This window comes from Intestinibacter sp. (assembly GCF_034113885.1).
GTDB lineage: Bacteria > Bacillota > Clostridia > Peptostreptococcales > Peptostreptococcaceae > Intestinibacter.
The window spans coordinates 1-20,551 of record NZ_JAXEWM010000247.1 but is presented as its reverse complement, the minus strand read 5'-3'; the positions used below and the strand labels follow the sequence as shown (position 1 = coordinate 20,551).

Genomic DNA, 20,551 nt, shown 5'->3' with positions numbered 1-20,551 from the left:
CAATAATTTTATTTTTATATATAATTTTGATTTATTATTGTATTTCGACTAAAAAACTTAAAAAAGGATAAATTTAAAATTTACCCTTTTTAAAAAGATTTTCTTATAATTTACTTCCATTATCTACCCAATCCTTGGCCTCATCAGTCTGATCCTCAGATGGTGCACTTACATTTGTGTGCGGATAAAACTTGCTTTGATCTGCCCAAGCTGCTGTGTAATTGTTATTTAGACGTACATTTGAATATAGTCTTTTGTTGTTTTTCCCTTTTAGCTGTCTACTTACACCGTGATGCTCATCTTTCACAATAACACCTCCCAAATCTTTTTATTTATTTTCTCCAAAAATAAATTATAAATTCAAAAGGTAAATACTTATTTTACGCACTATAATGGAAATTTTTATAAATTTTCAGATATTCGATTTAAAGTGTTTTCGTAATTTAAAACTCCATATCCATAAGATATATTCGGATATGAATAGATGCCCTTCTGAGTTGCTCCAAGCATTAAATACGTCTTTATAGGCTCGCTGTAAATAGACAATCGATAAAGCTCAGATTGAGCCATTATAAATTCTATAAGCAGTGATATCACTGCACATACTATAGAGCTGCTTACCCCTGTTCCTGTAGCCGTATTAAATGTGTTATCTAGATAGTTAGATATTATATCGACTCCTGGAGCTACTATATCTAGTATAGAATCTCTAATGATATCTGGAGCCTTAGATGAGCCAATCCAAATGCTGTTATATTTTGTATTATACGTACCCACTGTGATGACTTCCCTCATGAGTCCATACCTAGTTATTGTAGCCCTTGAATCGCTATCTATAAATCTAGTGTCTTTAGATATTAAATTTTTATTAGGAAGATATGCATTAAACTCTCCACTTATCACATCTTCTCCTATGATTCTCAAAGTCCAAATACCAGAATGTATATTTTCTAAATTTACTATCACCTGAAGTGAAGCCGTCCCTATAAGCGGATAATTATAAGAAATAGAATAATCTACATCCTCCAAATTAAATCGCCCAGTAAATGTTTCAAAATTAGGTGAATAAAAAACCGTCGTGCTGATTTCTCCTAGAGGAGATATTACAGCTACTCCTAATTTATCTACTTCTGTACCCTCTACTACTATATCTAAGTTATTGTCGTCTCCAACCTGAAAGGCTATATCTACAGATTCCCCATTTGATACATTTCCAGAGTAATGAATATCTGTATTTCCTTGATTTCCGGCGCCACTGACTAGTATAAATCCCGACTGCTTTAGCTCATTAAATGTATTTAACAGCGTGTGGTCGTTTTCTCTACCTGACATGGTCCCTAATGTAAAATTTATTATTACAGGTTTCAAAATCTCTTTAAATTTTTGTATGACATACGATATAGCAACTAAGAAATCCGTATTTTTATAATTGATTCTGCCTTCTATAAATAAATCTCTATAGCTTCTTAGTTTAACTACTATTAGCTCGGCTTTTGGCGCTATACCTCTGTAGCTCGGATTATTTTTTCCTTCAGACACCATAATTCCAGCAGCCATAGTCCCTGTTCCTATTTCATCCTTGCTTAGATTTTGATTGCCACTTGATATAGCGTCGTTTATTTGTTCTCTAGTAAATTCACTTCCAAATAGAAATCCTTCTGGAGGTGAGCCGTAATCGCTCTCTTGATCCCACATGTACAAAATTTTACTGCTCCCATCTTCATTTATAAAATCCTGATTTAAATAGTCTATCCCCGAATCTATCAAGGCTATTACTACACCTTCTCCATTTAAATTAGTGTACAAGGTACTTCCCATATAAGGGATATCGATAGTCTGTAAAGCACTCTCACCTTGAGCTATATTGTCTGTAATCTCTATTAACGAACTCATAGAATAAGATTTTTCCCACCATACGACTTGATCTATGTTTTTAAATAAAGCCTCATCAAAGTCCTCCTCTACATATACTACAATCAACAGATCATTTAAAAAAATATACTGAGTTATATTATTTTTTAAAAAGTCCTCTATCAAGGTCTCTCTTCTTCCCGTATAAATTAAATTGTAAGATATTGGCATATTCGATCTCCTTAATTTCAATTTACCTAAATACTTCAAAAATTTTTCTCGCATCTAAAAGACCGTATCCGTAAGTAAAATTTGGGTAATCTATCTCCCTCTCTCTCTGTGCTCCTAGCTGGAAAAAAGTAAATATACTTTGAGCAAATCCCTGTCTTTTATATCGATTATTTTGCGTTACATATTGGAAAAATAAAGCTCCCATTCCAGAAGCAAATGCCGCTGCTGCACTAGTTCCCGTAATTGTTCCATATCTCGAATTTGGATATGAAGATATTATATTTACTCCAGGCGCTAATATATGAGGCTTTTGCATATTTTGTATATTAGGACCTCTAGATGAAGCTGGCCATATTGATTTGTTAATTGTATCATAAGCTCCAACTGTAAAAATATTTTCATCTACTGCTGGGTAATTTATTGTAAAAAATGGATCTGATTCCACAAATCTAGTATTTGGATTTATAAGCTTTCTATTTTGTAAATACATATTATACACTCCTTTATATATATACACTCCTGTCAAGCTTATCCTCCAAATTCCAGGTGTAACGTTAAACAAGTGTATAGTTATAAATTCCTGACCTGAAAATATAGTCGGAAATACATATGTAACTAAATAAGATGTATTTTCAAAATTAAAAAAACCACTTGCCTGTCTATAATACCCTATTCCTACATCATTACTTTGCTCACCGTTTGGAGAAATAATTTTTAGATTTACTCTATCTGGACGGCTAATCCAAACATCTATTTTTAAATCAGGTTCTGTCTCTTCTACCTCAAGTTCTACTATCTGTGTCTCTCCTTCATTTAATAATTTACCACTTTTGTGAGTTTGAGTATTTCCCTGATTTCCAGCTCCTGCAATCTCGCATTCTGCATATTGATACCAACTCGTAGGAGATGCCCCTCTATTTATAAATCCAACATCATTATTTGAGCCTATTGAAGTATTTACTATAAGTGGACGCCCTAATTCTCTAGCTTTTTTGGCAGCGTAATCTCTTGCCACATAATAATAGGCATTATTGTAGCTTTCATCGATTTTTCCAAGCTTAATTATTATAAGCTCACTGTCTTTTGCGATTCCTTCATATTGAGGATTTACATTTCCAAGACCTGAGCAAATACCACTTAGCAAAGTTCCGCTACCTACTTCATCTGTAGATAGTGTTTTGTCATTTTGATTGATTGCTCTATTTATATCTTCTCTAGTGTACTCTGTTCCGAAATAAAATCCTTCTGGCGGATTACCTTCAACGGTTTGATCCCATAGATAGAGTATTTTGCTAGTTCCATCTGGGTATATAAAATCTGGATGCAGATAGTCTATTCCTGTATCTGCAATAGCTATTATTACATTTCTACCGGTTACATCTAGGTTTGGATTGTTTTTTATATAGCCTATGTTCGATTGTTCATTTACATTGACTCCCTCTGATGTGCTAGATAATACTTCAGACAATAGACTCATTTCTATCAGCCTTTGAACCATTGTAATATTTCTATTGTTAAAAAAAGCCTCTGACAAATATATATCCGACTCACTTAAAAAAAATATCCCGCTGTTTTCGCTGAGTCTCTTAAAAATACTAGAAAATCCGTATTGCTCTAAGCTACTAAAAAAATCGTCTTCAGGCGTGAAATATACGAATATAGAATTTGCATATGCATCTTGTTGTCTGTTGTAGATTTTTAGAACATTTTGATTTAAATTTGTTGCCAAGCGCTTTAGGCTATTAGTCGACCTTCCTAAATATATATCTGACATATCTAAAAATCCATATCCACTCGCATTTGAAGGATATGTGTTGTTTGCAGTTCGCCTTGCATTTTGAAGCAGTAAAGATTTTAATTTTTGGGAATATAAAAACAAGTCGTTTCCCATCACAATTCCCCACTCCATCAAAAGAGCACAGCATCCTGTCACATGAGGTGTTGCCATACTAGTTCCAGTTAGTGCCCCCGGCGTTCCTCCTACTAAATAGGATATTATATTTTCCCCAGGAGCCAACAAATCAGGCTTATATATGCCCTGACTTATGTCTCCTCTTCCAGAAAATCCTGACACGACATCTGTCCTAGAGTTATAGCTTCCGACTGTTATAACTCTATTAGCTGTCCCCGGCACTGTAACTGTTAAAATACCGCTCGGAGATAAAAATCTAGTATCAGGACTCAATCCCTCTGAGGTAGGTAGATACAAATCCACTATTCCATCTACTATATCTATTTGCGAAAACACGATTTTCCATATCCCAGGAGTTATCTGAATATCAGAATCTAATCTTATTGTAATTCTCCTTTGAATTGAATAAGGCTGTATTTCATAAAAATAACCTGTAATATTTGTTCCTCTTAAGTTATTATATATTCTATTATTTTCAATTGAAAGGCTTTGAGTTTTTTCATTAGACGGGTTTATCACTGTTATCGTAAATTTATCTGCAAAATTAGGCCATATATTTATATTTAGTACGAGCTCTCCCTGACCAACTACAAACTCGACTGTTTCTTCTTCCTCCTGATCATTTAAGTCTATCCTCTTATGTCCTCCTTTATTTCCGTTGTTTCCGGCCGCTACCACCATGTTATTTTTCCAGTATAAACACATATCATCTATATATTGTTCAAATAGAGATAATCCCTTGTGAGATCCTTCATTAGTTCCATAGCTGATATTAATAGCTACTGGCTTGTTTAATTCTAATGCTTTATCTAGTATAAATTTAATCGCCCTCATAAATTCAGTACTTCTCGAGTACACATCTATCTGCCTGCTTCCAACTCTGACGACGATAAATTGTGCATTATTTGCTATCTGTGCACATATAGATCCTACATGTGTTCCGTGTGTAGCAGTTATCTGTATCGGTATGTCCTTATTTCCATTTAGAGCTTCATTTATATCTGAATTAGTGTATAGAGTTCCCTCTTTAAACCCTTCTGGTGGATTATTTCCTATGGATTGATCCCAATAATAGATGATTTTAGAATTTCCAGCGTTATCCTTAAACACAGGCAAAGTATAATCTATTCCAGAATCTATAAGGCCTATTAGTGTACCCTGACCTGTTAAATTAGTTCTATTTTTAAAAGAAGTTATTCCAGATGCCGAAAAGCTCTGTTCATCTTGTGTCTCTAATATAAAAGGTCTCTCTATATATTCTACCTCTGTATAGTTTAAAAGCTGATCAAATAAATTTGGATTATCCGATGTTATAATAGCAAAATTATCGTTTAATATCTCAACATCTACATTTAACTCCGCCTCTAACCTCGAAATATCACCATTGTATTTTACAATAACTTCATAATCTATAAAAACCACCTCTTCCAATTAAAAAATTTACTACCTTTTAACTCTCTCTATGCTCTTTTTTTAATAATATTCTAAAAAAAAAAGATTATACCTAAATCAGTAATAATCTTTTTTCCATTAAACTGTATTTAATTAATTTTATATATCAGAAAAAGCAACTGCTATATTTTGTCTTCTCTCTTCCTTTGTAATATGGTGATATTTTGTATTTTTGTCTTCATCTACTGTAGTATTTGCTATTTTTACTGTAAATTCAGTTCCTTCTCCAAGCTCACTTTCCACAGAAACTGAGCCATTATGCAGCTCAGCAAATGATCTTACCAAAGAAAGTCCTATTCCTGTTCCCTCTTTGACTATACTTCTTTCGTCGTTTACACGTTCGTATATTGTAAATATTCTGTTAATGTTCTCTTCTGATATACCAATTCCATTGTCTTTTACACTTATGTAAACAAAGTCGTCATCATGCGTTAAACTCACTAAAATAACTCCACCTTCTTTTTTCCTAAACTTCAGTGAATTTGATATTAAATTGATTACTATTTTTTCGACCTTTTCACAGTCAAACCCAACTATTAATTCCTCTTCGTCTGTGTCGAATATAATATTCATATTGTTAATATTTACAAAATCCCTTACAGATTCGCATATCTCCTCTATGAAATAAACTATATCCTCATTACTCGGGTTAAAATCTAAATATCCAAGCTCTATCTTTGATTTTGATGATAAATCGTTTACTATTTTCATTATTCTAAATGAATTCCTTCTGACTAAATCGACATGTCTCAATATGTCTTCATCGTATACATTTTGCTCGACCTTCTTTTCTATAAGCTGCATAGTCGCCAATATCATATTTACAGGATTTTTTATTTCATGCGAAACAAAAGAGAAGAATTTTTCCCTTGTTTTCTTTCTATTCATAACATCATTTGTTCTGTTAGTTATATCAGTCAATATAATATAAGATGCAATAGGTTGATTTTTGTCATTTTTAATAGGATTCGATCTAATCCAAATCCATTTTTTACCTTTTTTAGTTTTTATTTGAACTCTCTCATCTATTACCTTAAAATAATCATAATAAATTTCTTCATTGTCATCTTCTTTTTCTATAAACTTATAAAATCCTTCTTCTACACTGCAAGGTACATTACAAGTCTCTTCAAACATATTTTCATAAGATTCATTTACAAATATTATCTTTCCATCGCTTACAAGAAAGAATACATCGTCAAATTTTCTTACATTTAATAATAGGTTTTCTTGCATATCATTAGGAAGATATTCATTTTCGCAGAACCAAGCAATAAAGCTCTTATCACCTATATTTTCTATTTGTACATTATAAATAGTCTTGTCTATTTTTATTTTTCTATAATTAAAATTCACTATGCAATCTGTTAAAATATCTTCTACAATTATATTATATCTATCTGTCACGTACAATTTATACGCAGCATTCGATTCCTTTATGATTGCATGGTTATCTTGAAGTTCTATTATAACAAAGGGCGTTGGGCTCTTAAATAATATACTTTTATAATCATACATAAACTGAATCCCCCAATTAAATTACAAATTTCTACATAATAAGATATTTCTAAAATTATAACTCTTAAAATCTCTCCATTTTCTTTATATATTTAGTTAGATTATATCATAAATATTACATATTTTTAATTCTTTTTACAAAATGTATTATACTATTTTTCTACATGTGTACAAATATTAGCAAATTTAACATTCATTTAACACTTGATTACTTGTTTATAAAATTTAATTTTTCTTTATTTTATAGATGATTCTTTTACTGTTATCGATATATGCTTTTCTATTTTATTTTGTCCACTACCACAAGATATCAATACCTTTTCTACGCCTTCTCTCAATCCAATAATTGTCCCATCATCATCTAATCTAATATTTCTCTGTACAGGTAATTTATTTTCTGAAAATATAAACTTAGGCTTCGGTGTCTTCAAATTTTCTGGCGAAGTTTTTACTAAAACATGTATACTTTTTTGCTCACCGACTTTTAAATTTATATTTTTATCTACAATTATATCTTTTATTCTAGCAACTATATTGTAATCAAACGATTCCTTTTTAGAACCTAAATTCGCTATAATCGTGGCTTTTCCAACTCCTACAGCGTATATTTTACTTCCCTCTACTTTTAAAACATTTTGATTTGAGCTTTTATAAGCCACATCGTATTTTTCATTAAATCTGTCAAAATCTACCTCTACGCAATTTTTTATAGTAGCTTTATCTCCTACATATTTCAAAGATCCATTTATCTCTGTATTCAACTCAATTACCTTTGGATCTACAACTAAAATATTAAATTTTTTCAAAATCCTATTATTTTTAACTACTGCAATCGACGCAATACCCTTTTTAATTCCCGTTATTTTAACTGTATTTTTTATATTATCTGAATTATCTTCAATTTTTACTATATTATCTTTGTCCAAACTCTTAAACTCTACTACCGGATCCTTTCCGTATGATGGAAACTTCACGTAATCTCCTGTTGAAAAAATCACTTCTTTATTTAATTTAACTACATATTTATCTATGTCCTTTATATACTTACCCTTGATTGCACTGATTTCTATTCCCTTTATTTGAGGATTTATCACTCCAAATTTAAAAAGATAATACTGTGAAATAAATACAAATGGAATAATTAGCAAAATAAATGCTGTCTTTTTATTTATATTAAATTTATTGTTTTTCAAATAATCACTCTCTTTTCAATAAATAATCATATTTTATTAAACATAATTACTATTACATTTATATTCTAATAAGATCTTTAGAATGCCTATAACTTATCCTTTAGATTATAAACACAAAATCTATATTTTAATCAATATTTAATGTAAACTTATATGTAATTTCATTTGTCATGTCAGTAAAAACATACTATAATGTATCTAAAGCTATTTTTTGCAATAAATACAATATATTACTAATCAAAATAAGAAAGGAATTATTCAAATGAAAAAAACAAAACAAAGAAGAACTTTTAAACAGTTTGCAAAGGATAAAAATATTGAAATATCTGTGCAAAGATATTTAATAGACGCCCTTAGCTTTATGGCTTCTGGTCTATTTGCATCATTATTAATAGGTACAATATTCAATTCTTTGGGACAAAATTTCGGAATATCATTATTTACAGATGTAATCAATCCACTAGCTAAGCAAGTTACAGGACCTGCAATAGCCGTAGCTATAGCGTATGGACTTCAAGCTCCACCTCTTGTAATGTTTTCTTGTGCTCTAGTAGGTGCTTGTGGTAATGAGCTAGGTGGACCTGTTGGAGCCTTCGTAGCTACTATTTTTGCATGTGAATTAGGTAAATTAGTATCTAAGGAAACTAAGATAGATATATTAGTTACACCTGCTGTGACTATTTTAGTCGGTGTATTAGTAGCAGAATTAGTAGGACCTGCTGTTTCTGCATTTATGACTTCTTTCGGTAATGTAATAATGAGTGCTACTGAAATGCAACCTGTACTTATGGGTGTAATAGTATCTGTACTAGTTGGAATTGCTTTAACTCTTCCAATAAGTAGTGCCGCTATATGTATAATGTTGAGTCTTAGTGGACTTGCAGGAGGAGCTGCTACAGTTGGATGCTGCTGCCAAATGGTAGGATTTGCTGTTATGAGCTTTAAAGAAAATGGTGTAGGTGGATTATTTGCACAAGGTCTAGGTACATCAATGCTACAAATGCCTAATATTATAAAAAACTGGAAGATATGGATTCCTCCAACATTAGCATCAGCGATTTTAGGGCCTCTATCTACTGTAGTATTTAAAATGGAAAATATTCCTATAGGTTCTGGTATGGGTACATGCGGTCTAGTCGGTCAATTCGGTACTGTTACTGCTATGACTGAAGCAGGAAAAGGTGGAATGATGATGTGGGCTGGAATTTTACTACTAAACTTCATACTACCTGCTGTAGTAACTTTGATAATATCAGAATTTATGAGAGCTAAAAACTGGATAAAACCTGGCGATTTAAAATTAGACATCTAAAAATTTCAAAAAATTATCTAAATAAAATAAAAAGGCTATTAAATAGCCTTTTTATTTTATTACTGCATTAACTAACCATTTTAATGCGCCCTTTGTTTCTTTCCATAAGTTAAAGTTTTCATTATAGTAGTAAGTAGCTTCTGTATATAGTACAGGATCAATCACTGTCCCAGATACTTTTAAAGCAGCTGTCCATTGCATTAAAAATAGTCCTATGTATTTATTCTTTTTAACTCCGTCTTTTACTGCTTGTCTAGCAAAGTGCAAATTGTCATTTTTAAAATAATATAATGCTTTAAAATAATCCCATTGAGCAGAATCTTCATTTTTAAATCTTAAAAATAAATCATTTACTTCTTTTCTATCGTTTTTCTTTATTAATAAATTTATTAATTTAAATCTATTTCCTTGATTGTCGTTTTCATCCATTTTTAACAATAGCTCTAATATATCTTGAGCTTCTTTGTAAAAATTATTGTTAGCCAATAAAGTTGCAAAATCTTGAGCTGCTATCATATATGGTCTTGCAGAAGGATTGTCCCAATAATTAGTTGTATTTTCTTTATCCTCTATCATTTCTTGTGCGACAACCATAGCTTCTTGTAAATAACTCATTTTATCTTCAAAAGGTAAATCCTCATGTGCTAATCCCATTAAAGCCTTGTATTTTGACTCTTTAAGCTCTTTTTCAGTTAACTCCTTTTGAGGTTCTAATTTTATATCTTCAAGATTTACAGTTTCTATACTTGAGCTTTGAGCTTTATTATTTTGTTCCTTTTCCATTTCCCCTGCTTCCTTTTCAGATGCAATTTCTTGATTTTCACCAAGTACATTTCTTAAAATTTCTGATTTGCTTTTTATAGTTTTTGAGCTAACTCCTGTTTTTTCAGAAAAAGCTTTTTTAGTTATATACATAGGATGTTTTCTTTTAAACATTTCATTATCTTCTAATACTATATTTAATATAGAAGCCACCCATATATCGCATCTAGATGAATTCAATAAATCTGCGTCCTTTTGTCCTATTTTTTTTAGAACATCTAGACTCATATCTTTATACTGTTCATTTAAATTTTGTTTACAATATTCTATTATTGCATCTCTAATTTCATTAATTCTGTCCTTCATCCATATCCTCCCATATCAAAATTCTAACCTATATTATTATAACATACTTATATAATTTATCATATCTTATATACATATGTCAAAAGTTCAATTTTTTGCATATTTTACCATTCATTTAATATCTATTTTTATTGAATACAAAAGTAATTGATTTTTAAAATATATATCTTTTAAACATAAATATAAGAAATTTATCTATTTTTTAGGATAAAATTATTTTATTTGGGAATAATACTAATCGTACAAAATATTGATTTTGAAGTAGGCGGTGTTTTATGAATAATTTTAAAAAAATGTTATTAAATGAATTACCTGAATTTAAAGACTACACTTTAAATTTTTTAAATGGAAATATATCAAAAATGCAGTATAAAAGCTTCTCTGGAGGATACGGTGTATACGCCCAAAGAGATAAAAAGTCATTTATGATAAGACTTAGAACCTCATGTGGAGTTATCTCTAGATGTCAGCTACATACGATATACCAAATGGCAAATAATCATAATTTAGATTCTATACACTTGACGACTAGACAGGCTATTCAATTACACGATTTAAATATCGACGCAGTAGTAGATATCATGAAAAACGGAATAGAAAAATGTATATTTACAAGAGGCGGTGGTGGAAATTACCCTAGAAATGTAGGATTGTCACCTTTATCTGGAGTTGATATCGAAGAGAACTTCGATGTAACTCCGTATGCCCTAGCTACTGATAAATATTTTCTGAGCAAAATGACGACTTACCATCTTCCTAGAAAATTTAAGGTCTCTTACTCGAGCTCTGACAAGGATTTTGCACATGCAACTGTACAGGATTTGGGATTTGTCGCTACTACTAAAAACAGCAAGCATTATTTTAAGGTATACGTTGGAGGCGGTCTCGGCAAAAATCCACGTCTTGGCATAAAGCTTCCAGAGCTAGTAAATCCTTCAGATGTTCTTTATTACGTTGAAGGTCTTACAGAATTTTTTGCAAAAGAGGGAAATTACGAAAACAAACATAGGGCTAGGATAAGATATTTAGTAGAGGATTTAGGAGAAGAGGAATTTTTAAATAAATTCAAAAAATACGTAGATGAACAAAAGAAAAATAAACATTTAAAAATAAATCCCGATCCAATAGATTACAGTAAAGAAGGTCTAGCTATTGACTGCACAAATCCTAGATTAATAAAACAAAAGCAGCCAAATTTATATACAGTCTATATCCATCCACTTGGAGGCATATACAAGCTTAAAAATTTAAAAGCCCTACTATACGAGCTCGATAAAGTAAAAAATCCTATGATCAGAATCGGCATGATGGAGGAAATGTATATACTTAATCTAGATGGAAATGAGGCTAAAAAAATCTTAGAAATCACAGAAAGCACGAGTGGTTCTACCTTGCTCGAGAACAGTATTTCCTGTATAGGTGTTCCGATCTGCCAAATGGGAATTTGTGACAGTCAAAAAATGCTATTAGATATAATAACCTATTTCAAAATAAATAGCAAGGACAAGAAAAACCTAGAAGTTATGCCTAAAATCTACATATCAGGATGTGGAAATTCTTGTGGAGTTCACCAAATAGGCTGTATTGGATTTACCGGCAGAATGAAAAAGATAGACAATGTCCCTACACACTGCTTTGAAATGAGTATAAACGGTAAATTTGCTGTAGGTGAGTCGAGATTAGGTGAAGCTGTAGGCGAATTTAAGTGCGATGATATTCCAAATATGCTATATGAAATAAGTGAAAAACTTGTAGACAAAAATATCGACTTTAAAACCTTAACCCAAAATTATCGAGAAGAATTCAACCAGATAATCGATAAATACAACTTGGTATAAATATTTAAAAAGCTGTAGAAAATTCGTCTCTACAGCTTTTATATTACTAAATTTTTATAAATTACCGAGCTTCTATAAATTAATTACTACAGCTAAAAATACTAGTTCTTCGTCTCCTATATTTTCAATGTAGTGTTTAGCATCAATAGTATAGATAACGTCGCCTTCTCCTACTTCGACAACTTCTTCGCCATCTAAAACCTTACCTTTTCCATTTAATATGTAATATACTTCAAAGTCTTCTTTGTGTTCATGCATACCAATTGAAGCGCCTACTGGTACAGTTATTCTAGAAAATACTTTTGCTTGATCCTTTAGCTCTTCACCTTCAAGTATCAATTCTCGAGTTATTTCTCCTTTTCCACCTGCAACAGGCCCTACAGTTTTTGTCAATTCATTTTTTCTCTTTATCATCTGCATATCTCCTTTAAAATTTACTTTAAATAATTACACTTATATTACATAATATCACAACTTTAAAAGTTTTAATATGGCTACATAATCCTTTTTCTAATTTTTTATATCAACATTGTACTTGCTATACAAGTCTTGCATTAAAGTAGTTTGCTTAGTATTTTTAAGAGTTGTAATCAAATCATCCTTTACATCGTCAAAATCCTGTTCCTTTTCACCTGTTTTCTTTATTATATGATATCCAGAAGTCGTCTCTACTACTTCAGGATAGATTTCGCCATCTTCTAGAGAAAATGCTGCCTTTGAAAATGAACTCACCATATCGTCTTCAATGAAATAACCCAAATCTCCTCCACTAGAAGCAGAAGAGTCATCTGAAAATTCCTTTGCCAATGAAGCAAAATCCTCACCGTCTAATGCTAATTTTAGGACTTCTTCAGCAGTTTCTTTGTTTTTCTTCTTTTGTTCATCGCTTACTTCTTTATTATCTGTATCGTAATTTGAAATCAATATATGAGAGGCTCTAACTTGTTTATAATCGTCTTTATTTTTTTCATAGTAATTTTTTGCTTCTTCCTCGCTTACATTACTGTATTGTTCTAGATAAGTAGCTCCCATTAATTCCTTTTTTATACGCTCTTTTAATTTTTCTTCTGTAAGATTGAACTTATCTAAATATTCCTCCTCTGTCAAATTATATTCAGAGTTTATACTGCTTATAGTCTGATCATAGTTTTGTTGCACTTGATCATCTGTCACTTCTACGTTGTTTTCCTCTGCCTCTTTATATAAAACTTCCATATTAACAAGGTATTGTAGCATATTAGATTCATACGAAGAAATTTCTGAATCGTTCAATTTTTGCAAGCCATTTGAATAAAAAATCGGCTCCATTACAGTTTTTAAGTCTTTACCTGTTATTTCTTCGTCACCTATAGTCGCGTACACTTGGCTATTAGAATAATATCTATGACTCGCCGGTAAAAGTCTTCCGTATTCCATACCTCCATAAAACGCTCCTCCTATTACACCTATTAAGGCACATATTAGGGCAACCTTTTTCATTATTTTTCTTTCTTTTTTTTCATTTTCATCCATTAAATATTTTTTCCTCCCAAATAATTTTAAAATGGACTAAGCTTTAATTTAGTCCATTCGAATTTATCTACTATATTATAATAAAAACCTTAATTTTTTCTTATTTAATTCTTATTTTTTCTAAATCATACGGCACGAATACATTTCCGCTGAAGACAGATTTTGCTTCATCTGTATATAATTTTTTTCGATTTTCTAGATTAGTATCTTCAGTATGATATAAAAGTAAATTTTTTATATTGAGCTTTTCTGCACATTTTCCAGCATCTAAAGCTGTGCTATGATGCTTTTTATATGGTTTAAATTTCTCTCTATCAGCATATAGACAATAAGCTTCAGAAAGCATCCAATCGCAATTTTGTATATATTGTTTATTTGCTTCATTGTACGGCTCATCACCAAGGCATGCTAATGTCTTACCATCATCAAATGTAAATTTAAACCCAAATTGCTTTTTCTTTGTAGATTGTATATCGAAAAACTCGGTTTTAATTCCCATAATGTCGAGTTGTTCTCCATCAGTTACCTCTTGAATATAAATTCCGTCTCCAATAAATTTGAGAAATTTTTTTGGAAAAAGCAATTCACAAAACGTTTGAATTGTTTTTACGACTTCATCGTGACAGTATATAGTAAATTTTCCAGGATATTGTTTTGCAGTCATCATCATGGCGATTTTTCTTATTATCCAAATCGCCCCCAATATATGATCGGTATGGCCATGTGTAACGATCAAATTGTGAATATCTGTATATGGAACTCCTAGCTTCTCTAACTGAGACATAATACCATTTCCACCACCAGAATCGACCATTAAATATTCATCTTCCTTTTTTAATAAAAAACATGTATTGTAGCACTTTGTAACCATTGCATGTCCTGTTCCCAACATGATTAATTCTATTCCCATTTTAATACCTCTTTTCGATTTTTATATAATTTTAACTAATGCATAAAAATTATACATTTCAAATAAGCACACCTTGCTATGCAATCGCTCAATTGATCGAGCATCTTATATGCGTAATCCTCTTTTATTTCTTTTAAAAGTTCAGGATCCTTACGTTTAAAATAGTTTAGTTTAAACGAATCCTTCGCATTTATCGCTTTGTTAGTAATATAAAATAAATCCTCTTCTATTAATTCTTTCTCCTTCGAATTATTTTCTATGTCATATTCTATCTCATTCAACTGTTCTACCATTTGTTTTATCATTGTTTCATATGTTTTCATATAATAATACCTCACATATCAACTTTCTAGTGCTTATAATTATACCATTTTATAAAAAACTCTTCAGTTAAAATTTTAAAATATATCTAAATTTTCACAATAAAACTCCTCTGCTTTGTAAGTTATGCACTTAACTTTTAGCAGAGGAGTCTTACTACCTACTTGAATTTAAATTACTTGATTAAGCTTTAAATCATTTATTTTACTTAAAATACCTTAACGTATTTTCCTGATATGTATCCATATGATCCTTTATATTCTATTTTATACCAGCCATTTGACATTTTCTTTTCTATGTCTACTTTTGTTCCTTTTGCTGAGTAGCCTATTTTTGAATAGCTTGTTGATGCTCCACTTCTCACGTTTACTCCTGCTGTTGTTATTCCATCATAGTCATCATCGTAATCATAGTCATATACTTTAACATATTTTCCTGATATATATCCATATGATCCTTTATATTCTATTTTATACCAACCATTTGACATTTTCTTTTCTATGTCTACTTTTGTCCCTTTAGTTAAATATCCTATCTTTGAATAGCTTGTTGATGCTCCACTTCTTACATTTACTCCTGCTGTTGTCACGCCATCATAGTCATCATCATATACATCGTCATAATCATAATCGTATACTTTAACATATTTTCCTGATACGTATCCATATGATCCTTTGTATTCTATTTTATACCAGCCATTTGACATTTTCTTTTCTATGTCTACTTTTGTTCCTTTTGCTAAATATCCTATCTTTGAGTAGCTTGTTGATGCTCCGTTTCTCACGTTTACTCCTGCTGTTGTTATTCCATCATAATCGTCGTCATATAAGTCATCGTAATAATCATCGTCGTAATCTGATTCAAATGATATTATTTTTCCTGTATTTGCATTTACATCGATATCGTATTCCATATTTCCTTTTACTAATTCACCTTCGTACATTAATATTCCATCATCTCTGTCTAATTCAATTTTAACTATTGTTGCTCCAGGAACCTTTTGTTGCATTATTGCCTTTGCTTGTGCTTCTGTTATAATCGTATCAGCTGATACAGGTGTTAAATTTGATAGAGATATCCCTGCTGCCATTATTGTTCCTAAACCTATTGCCATTATTTTGTTTAATTTCATAATTTATTCCTCCTCTTTCTTGTTTGTTTTTCTTTTATTACTAAATACATTTAGTTAATAAATTTTGGGTACCTTTTTGGAAATTTTTTTATATTTTTTATTTTCTTTTACTATTAAATACATATAGCTAATAAGACTTGGGTACTTTTTTGGAAAAAATTTTCATAATAATGTCATAAATTATATGTATACTTTTAAATTAAAAAAGTATATAATATATATATAGAACTCATCAAGCCTCTGTTTTTATAAATATGCTCAAATGTATGAGATAAATTCTTAGTAATATATCCGTCAAGCCTCTATTTTTGATATATGCTCAAATAGACGGAATAGATAATTCACCACTAAGTTTACATTGCTTAGTGGTTTTTTTATAGCATATAGGAGGAATAATTGTGGCAAAAGTACCTTTAAAAAAACCTAAAACATTCGATGAACAAATTGAGCTTTTAGAATCAAGAGGTTTGTTAATAGAAGATAAAATCAAAACAAAATTTATATTACAAAACATTAATTATTATAGATTTACAGCTTATTTAATTAATTTTAAAAATGAAGATGACTCTTATGTAGAAGGTACTACTTTTAATGAAATTTAAAAGAACTTATAAATAATTATATCGATTTTTTAGATTTAAATTTAATAGGTTTTCCAGATAACTGGGAACAAATATTATCTGAATAGCAAAAAGTAGCTAGATAATAATTTTCTAGCTGCTTTTTATTTTGGGTGTCAAATCGATAAATTCGCCTATTTTTTAGCAGTATTAAACTAAATCAGGGTCAATATCATTATCCTCCATTCCTAGTAACTTCAACGGTTTAAGTGCTGGGCCATTTAAAACTGTCCCATCATAATTAAACCTACTTCCATGACATGGACAATCCCAGCTCTTCTCAAAACTATTAAACTCGAGTTCACACCCAAGATGTGTACAAGTTATATCTACAACAAATACCTTACCGTCCTTATCCTTATAAGCTCCGTATTTATCTCCATCTATAATTACGACCTTTCCTTCTTCCTTTTCTAAATCTAATTCTGTGCTTCCTTTTTTTATCTTTCCTTTTATATAGTCGTAGGCCATTATACTATTTTCTTTTAAACAATTGAAATTTAAATAGCTTCCTGCTCTAGATGGATTAAATACATCTTCGTAACCAGAGCTTCCATTTACAATTAAATCTCTAAAAATAATGGCAGCTACAGCAGAGGTGCTTATACCCCATTTGCAAAATCCAGTCGCTATATAGATATTATTTTCTTCATTATTTATACGTCCTATGTAAGGTATGTTGTCTGTCGTTATATAGTCTTGCGTAGACCATTTGTATTCTATAGTTCCTATTTTGAAATTATTTTTCGCAAAATCTACAATTTTATCGAATATCTCTTTTTCATCATCGCATTTTCCTGTTTTATGGTCAAATCCACCACAAAGCAAGTAGTCTTGTCCTTTATCGGTGTATATTCTAATAGTCTTTGAAGGCTTTTCTACGTTTATAAACATCCCCTTTGCAATAGGCTTGTTGAGCTTTGAAAGCGTTAGATAAGACCTAGAAGCCTTTTGTTTTGAAAAATAAAATCTCAATCCATCATACCACGGATTAGAAGAAGCTATAATCAATGTTTTCGTTTTTATTTCGATATTATCTTTAGCTTTTACTATATAAGTATCATCTTCTCTAGTTAGACCTACAACAGGAGTGTTTTCATATATACAAACTCCCTTTGATTTGTTGATTTCAGCCAACTTATCGATATATTTTTTTGTGTTAAATTGAGCTTGATCGTCTAACTTCAATGCTGCCTTTATATCTAGAGGAAAATCCTCGATATCATTTAAATACTCATATGGTATTTTCAATCTCTCACATGTCTTGTATTCCTGCTTAATTTGATTTACATAATCTTCATCTTCTGTAAATATATAATTAGGAAGCTTTTCAAAATTACAGTCTATATCGTATTTATTTATTATATCTTCTATTAATCTAACGCCCTTTTGATTTGCTTCATAGTAAAGTCTAGCCTTTTCGTCTCCGTACTTTTTACTTATAGAATCGTAAATTAAACCGTGCGAAGAGGTTATCTTACCAGTATTTCTGCCTGATGATCCATATCCAACTTTATCGGCGTCGATAACAGTAATTTTTTTATTTTGACCGGCAAGTAAATACGCTGTGTGCAGCCCAGTGAGCCCAGCTCCTACTATCAAGTAGTCTGTTTCAATATTTTTATCTAAGGTAGGATAATTTGTATTTTCTGAATTTAATATCCAAAATGAATTTTCCATAGTAAACACCTTTCTCTCTCCCAAATTTTTATACGATATTATTGTTTACTATTTTTAGCAAAATTATTTATAATTTACAAAAAAACTACCACAAGTAATAACTCATGGTAGTAAAAGTGGGGTTGCTTATTTTATGGCTTAAATCTATATTATATTGTTTTAAATTTAGTTAGCTTTCTTTTTCTTTAATGCTCCTAATATAACTGCTCCTACTACGGAACCTACTACTAAAGCAACTAGGTACATTAAAGGATTTGTTATAACTGGTAGTACGAATAATCCGCCGTGTGGTGCTCTAGATCCACAACCAAATGCCATTGATAAAGCACCTGCTACAGATGATCCAATTACACAAGAAGGTATAACTCTCGCTGGATCTCCTGCTGCAAATGGTATTGCACCTTCTGTTATAAATGATGCACCCATTATGTAGTTTACTATACCTGATTTTCTTTCACTTTCTGTGAATCTATCCTTGAAGATAGTAGTTGCAAGTGCTATTGCTAGAGGAGGAACCATACCACCTATCATAACTGCTGCCATTATTCCAAATTGTTCTGGACCTGCATTTGCAACAGTAAGTTGTGCAGTACCAAATACATATGCTGCTTTGTTGAATGGTCCACCCATGTCAATTGCCATCATTCCAGCTAATATAGCACCTAATAATATCTTACTGCTTCCACTCATTGATGCTAGGAAATTGTTAAGTCCTGAGTTTATAGCTCCAACTGCTGGGTTTATAGCCATCATGAATAATGCCATTAGAAGTATTCCAAATAGAGGGTAAAGTAAAACTGGTTTTATACCTTCTAATGATGCTGGTAATTTAGAGAATAATTTTTTAAGTAAAACTACTATATATCCACCTACAAAACCTGCGATTAGTGCACCTATAAATCCTGAGCTTACAGGGTTAGAATTTGCAAAATCCATTAAATTATTAAATGCATATCCATCTTTTGCTAAAACTCCACCTACGAAACCTACTGCTAAACCTGGTCTATCTGCTATACTCATAGCGATATATCCTGCTAATATTGGTAACATGAAGTTAAATGCTTGACCACCTACAGTTTTGAAAAATGCTGCTATTGGTGTATTCATACCGAAGTTTGCTGGGTTTATGCTATAGTCATCTAATAAGAATGCTATTGCTATTAATATACCTCCACCTACGACAAATGGTAGCATGTGAGATACACCGTTCATTAAGTCTTTATAGAATTTTCTACCTAGACCTTCTTTTTCAGTTGATTCTTCTTCTGTAGCATCACTACTATCTGCATGATATACTGGAGCGTCTCCTTTTACTGCTCTTTCTAGTAATTCATCAGCTTTATGTATTCCATCGGCAACCTTAGTTATTATTACTTTTTTGCCGTCAAATCTTGCCATTTCTACTTTTTTATCTGCTGCAACTATTATACATTTTGCGTGTTCTATTTCGTCTTTAGTTAAAGCGTTTTTAATTCCTCCAGAACCGTTAGTTTCAACTTTTATTGTGATTCCTTTTTCTTCACCTTTGTTAGTTAAGCTTTCTGCTGCCATGAAAGTATGTGCTATACCTGTTGGACAAGCAGTAACTGCTAGAACTTCTGGATATCCATCATTTGATGAAGCTTCTTTTGTTTCAGCTTTAGCTTCTTCTTTTTGTTCTTCAGGGAATTTTTCAGTTTCCTTTTGATCTATTAATGATAAAAATTCATCTACACTCTTTGAATCGATTAGACTGTTTTTAAAATCTGCATCCATTAATATTGTAGATAATCTTGATAATACTTCTAAATGAGTGTTATTTGCTCCATCTGGTGCAGCTATCATAAAGAATAAGTTTGATAAGCTTCCATCAAAAGCTTCGTAGTCTATTCCTTCTTTTGTGATACCTGCAGCTAAACAAGCTTTTTTAACTGCCTTTGTTTTAGCATGAGGTATTGCTAT

At 31.1% G+C, this 20,551-nt stretch carries 16 protein-coding genes; 3 read left to right on the top strand and 13 right to left on the bottom strand.

Going from position 1 to position 20,551, the window contains the following annotated elements:
- Positions 1-103 precede the first annotated feature (103 nt).
- The 5 genes from SPD90_RS14595 to SPD90_RS14575 all read right to left on the bottom strand — a co-directional run bounded on the left by SPD90_RS14595 (position 104) and on the right by SPD90_RS14575 (position 8,157).
- Positions 104-307, bottom strand: coding sequence for a DUF3787 domain-containing protein (locus SPD90_RS14595; RefSeq protein WP_320925719.1), 204 nt, complete (start codon positions 305-307; stop codon positions 104-106).
- Between the two features lie 95 nt (positions 308-402).
- Positions 403-2,082 carry a bile acid germinant receptor pseudoprotease CspC gene (gene cspC, locus SPD90_RS14590; RefSeq protein ID WP_320925718.1) on the bottom strand — a complete coding sequence of 560 codons (1,680 nt, stop codon included), beginning with the start codon at positions 2,080-2,082 and terminating at the stop codon, positions 403-405.
- A gap of 22 nt (positions 2,083-2,104) precedes the next feature.
- Entirely contained in the window at positions 2,105-5,416 is a 3,312-nt protein-coding gene (gene cspBA / locus SPD90_RS14585; RefSeq protein WP_320925720.1) for a bifunctional germination protease/germinant receptor pseudoprotease CspBA, read from the bottom strand.
- 129 nt (positions 5,417-5,545) lie between these two features.
- Positions 5,546-6,964, bottom strand: coding sequence for a PAS domain-containing sensor histidine kinase (locus tag SPD90_RS14580; RefSeq protein WP_320925717.1), 1,419 nt, complete (start codon positions 6,962-6,964; stop codon positions 5,546-5,548).
- A 236-nt stretch (positions 6,965-7,200) separates the two neighbouring features.
- Positions 7,201-8,157: a hypothetical protein gene (locus tag SPD90_RS14575; protein ID WP_320925716.1), complete on the bottom strand. Its 957-nt coding sequence runs from the start codon at positions 8,155-8,157 to the stop codon at positions 7,201-7,203.
- A 262-nt stretch (positions 8,158-8,419) separates the two neighbouring features.
- Between SPD90_RS14575 and SPD90_RS14570 the strand changes: the two genes are divergently transcribed.
- Positions 8,420-9,469, top strand: a complete 1,050-nt coding sequence (locus SPD90_RS14570; protein ID WP_320925715.1) for a PTS transporter subunit IIC — start codon at positions 8,420-8,422, stop codon at positions 9,467-9,469.
- A gap of 51 nt (positions 9,470-9,520) precedes the next feature.
- Here the strand turns inward: SPD90_RS14570 and SPD90_RS14565 are convergent, their stop codons facing one another.
- Positions 9,521-10,597, bottom strand: coding sequence for a DUF6398 domain-containing protein (locus SPD90_RS14565; RefSeq protein WP_320925714.1), 1,077 nt, complete (start codon positions 10,595-10,597; stop codon positions 9,521-9,523).
- Positions 10,598-10,872: 275 nt separating this feature from the next.
- Between SPD90_RS14565 and SPD90_RS14560 the strand changes: the two genes are divergently transcribed.
- Positions 10,873-12,435, top strand: coding sequence for a nitrite/sulfite reductase (locus SPD90_RS14560; protein ID WP_320626627.1), 1,563 nt, complete (start codon positions 10,873-10,875; stop codon positions 12,433-12,435).
- A gap of 72 nt (positions 12,436-12,507) precedes the next feature.
- Here SPD90_RS14560 and SPD90_RS14555 read toward each other — a convergent pair whose 3' ends face one another.
- The 5 genes from SPD90_RS14555 to SPD90_RS14535 all read right to left on the bottom strand — a co-directional run bounded on the left by SPD90_RS14555 (position 12,508) and on the right by SPD90_RS14535 (position 16,310).
- Positions 12,508-12,849 carry a cupin domain-containing protein gene (locus tag SPD90_RS14555; protein ID WP_320626628.1) on the bottom strand — a complete coding sequence of 114 codons (342 nt, stop codon included), beginning with the start codon at positions 12,847-12,849 and terminating at the stop codon, positions 12,508-12,510.
- A 96-nt stretch (positions 12,850-12,945) separates the two neighbouring features.
- Positions 12,946-13,947 carry a peptidylprolyl isomerase gene (locus SPD90_RS14550; RefSeq protein WP_320626629.1) on the bottom strand — a complete coding sequence of 334 codons (1,002 nt, stop codon included), beginning with the start codon at positions 13,945-13,947 and terminating at the stop codon, positions 12,946-12,948.
- A gap of 100 nt (positions 13,948-14,047) precedes the next feature.
- A complete protein-coding gene (locus SPD90_RS14545) occupies positions 14,048-14,857 on the bottom strand; it encodes an MBL fold metallo-hydrolase (RefSeq protein WP_320925713.1) in 810 nt (269 codons plus the stop codon).
- Positions 14,858-14,892: 35 nt separating this feature from the next.
- On the bottom strand, positions 14,893-15,180 hold the full coding sequence (locus tag SPD90_RS14540) for a hypothetical protein (protein ID WP_320626631.1): 288 nt from the start codon (positions 15,178-15,180) through the stop codon (positions 14,893-14,895).
- Between the two features lie 206 nt (positions 15,181-15,386).
- Positions 15,387-16,310 (bottom strand): SH3 domain-containing protein, encoded by a 924-nt coding sequence (locus SPD90_RS14535; RefSeq protein WP_320925712.1) that lies wholly within the window; start codon positions 16,308-16,310, stop codon positions 15,387-15,389.
- Between the two features lie 398 nt (positions 16,311-16,708).
- Here SPD90_RS14535 and SPD90_RS14530 point away from each other — a divergent pair, with 398 nt between their 5' ends.
- Positions 16,709-16,912, top strand: coding sequence for a hypothetical protein (locus SPD90_RS14530; RefSeq protein WP_320626633.1), 204 nt, complete (start codon positions 16,709-16,711; stop codon positions 16,910-16,912).
- 168 nt (positions 16,913-17,080) lie between these two features.
- Here SPD90_RS14530 and SPD90_RS14525 read toward each other — a convergent pair whose 3' ends face one another.
- Positions 17,081-18,610, bottom strand: coding sequence for an FAD-dependent oxidoreductase (locus SPD90_RS14525; RefSeq protein ID WP_320925711.1), 1,530 nt, complete (start codon positions 18,608-18,610; stop codon positions 17,081-17,083).
- A gap of 165 nt (positions 18,611-18,775) precedes the next feature.
- Positions 18,776-20,551 (bottom strand): PTS fructose transporter subunit IIABC (locus SPD90_RS14520; RefSeq protein WP_320925710.1); only part of this gene is annotated, 1,776 nt, incomplete at its 5' end.

Excerpts from the sequence above, each read along its gene's own strand:
- SPD90_RS14525 (WP_320925711.1), bottom strand. The coding sequence starts at position 18,610 with ATGGAAAATTCATTTTGGATATTAAATTCAGAAAATACAAATTATCCT.
- SPD90_RS14555 (WP_320626628.1), bottom strand. The coding sequence starts at position 12,849 with ATGATAAAGAGAAAAAATGAATTGACAAAAACTGTAGGGCCTGTTGCA.
- SPD90_RS14565 (WP_320925714.1), bottom strand. The coding sequence starts at position 10,597 with ATGAAGGACAGAATTAATGAAATTAGAGATGCAATAATAGAATATTGT.
- SPD90_RS14550 (WP_320626629.1), bottom strand. The coding sequence starts at position 13,947 with ATGGATGAAAATGAAAAAAAAGAAAGAAAAATAATGAAAAAGGTTGCC.
- SPD90_RS14570 (WP_320925715.1), top strand. The coding sequence starts at position 8,420 with ATGAAAAAAACAAAACAAAGAAGAACTTTTAAACAGTTTGCAAAGGAT.
- SPD90_RS14560 (WP_320626627.1), top strand. The coding sequence starts at position 10,873 with ATGAATAATTTTAAAAAAATGTTATTAAATGAATTACCTGAATTTAAA.
- SPD90_RS14545 (WP_320925713.1), bottom strand. The coding sequence starts at position 14,857 with ATGGGAATAGAATTAATCATGTTGGGAACAGGACATGCAATGGTTACA.
- SPD90_RS14540 (WP_320626631.1), bottom strand. The coding sequence starts at position 15,180 with ATGAAAACATATGAAACAATGATAAAACAAATGGTAGAACAGTTGAAT.
- cspC (WP_320925718.1), bottom strand. The coding sequence starts at position 2,082 with ATGCCAATATCTTACAATTTAATTTATACGGGAAGAAGAGAGACCTTG.
- SPD90_RS14580 (WP_320925717.1), bottom strand. The coding sequence starts at position 6,964 with ATGTATGATTATAAAAGTATATTATTTAAGAGCCCAACGCCCTTTGTT.
- SPD90_RS14535 (WP_320925712.1), bottom strand. The coding sequence starts at position 16,310 with ATGAAATTAAACAAAATAATGGCAATAGGTTTAGGAACAATAATGGCA.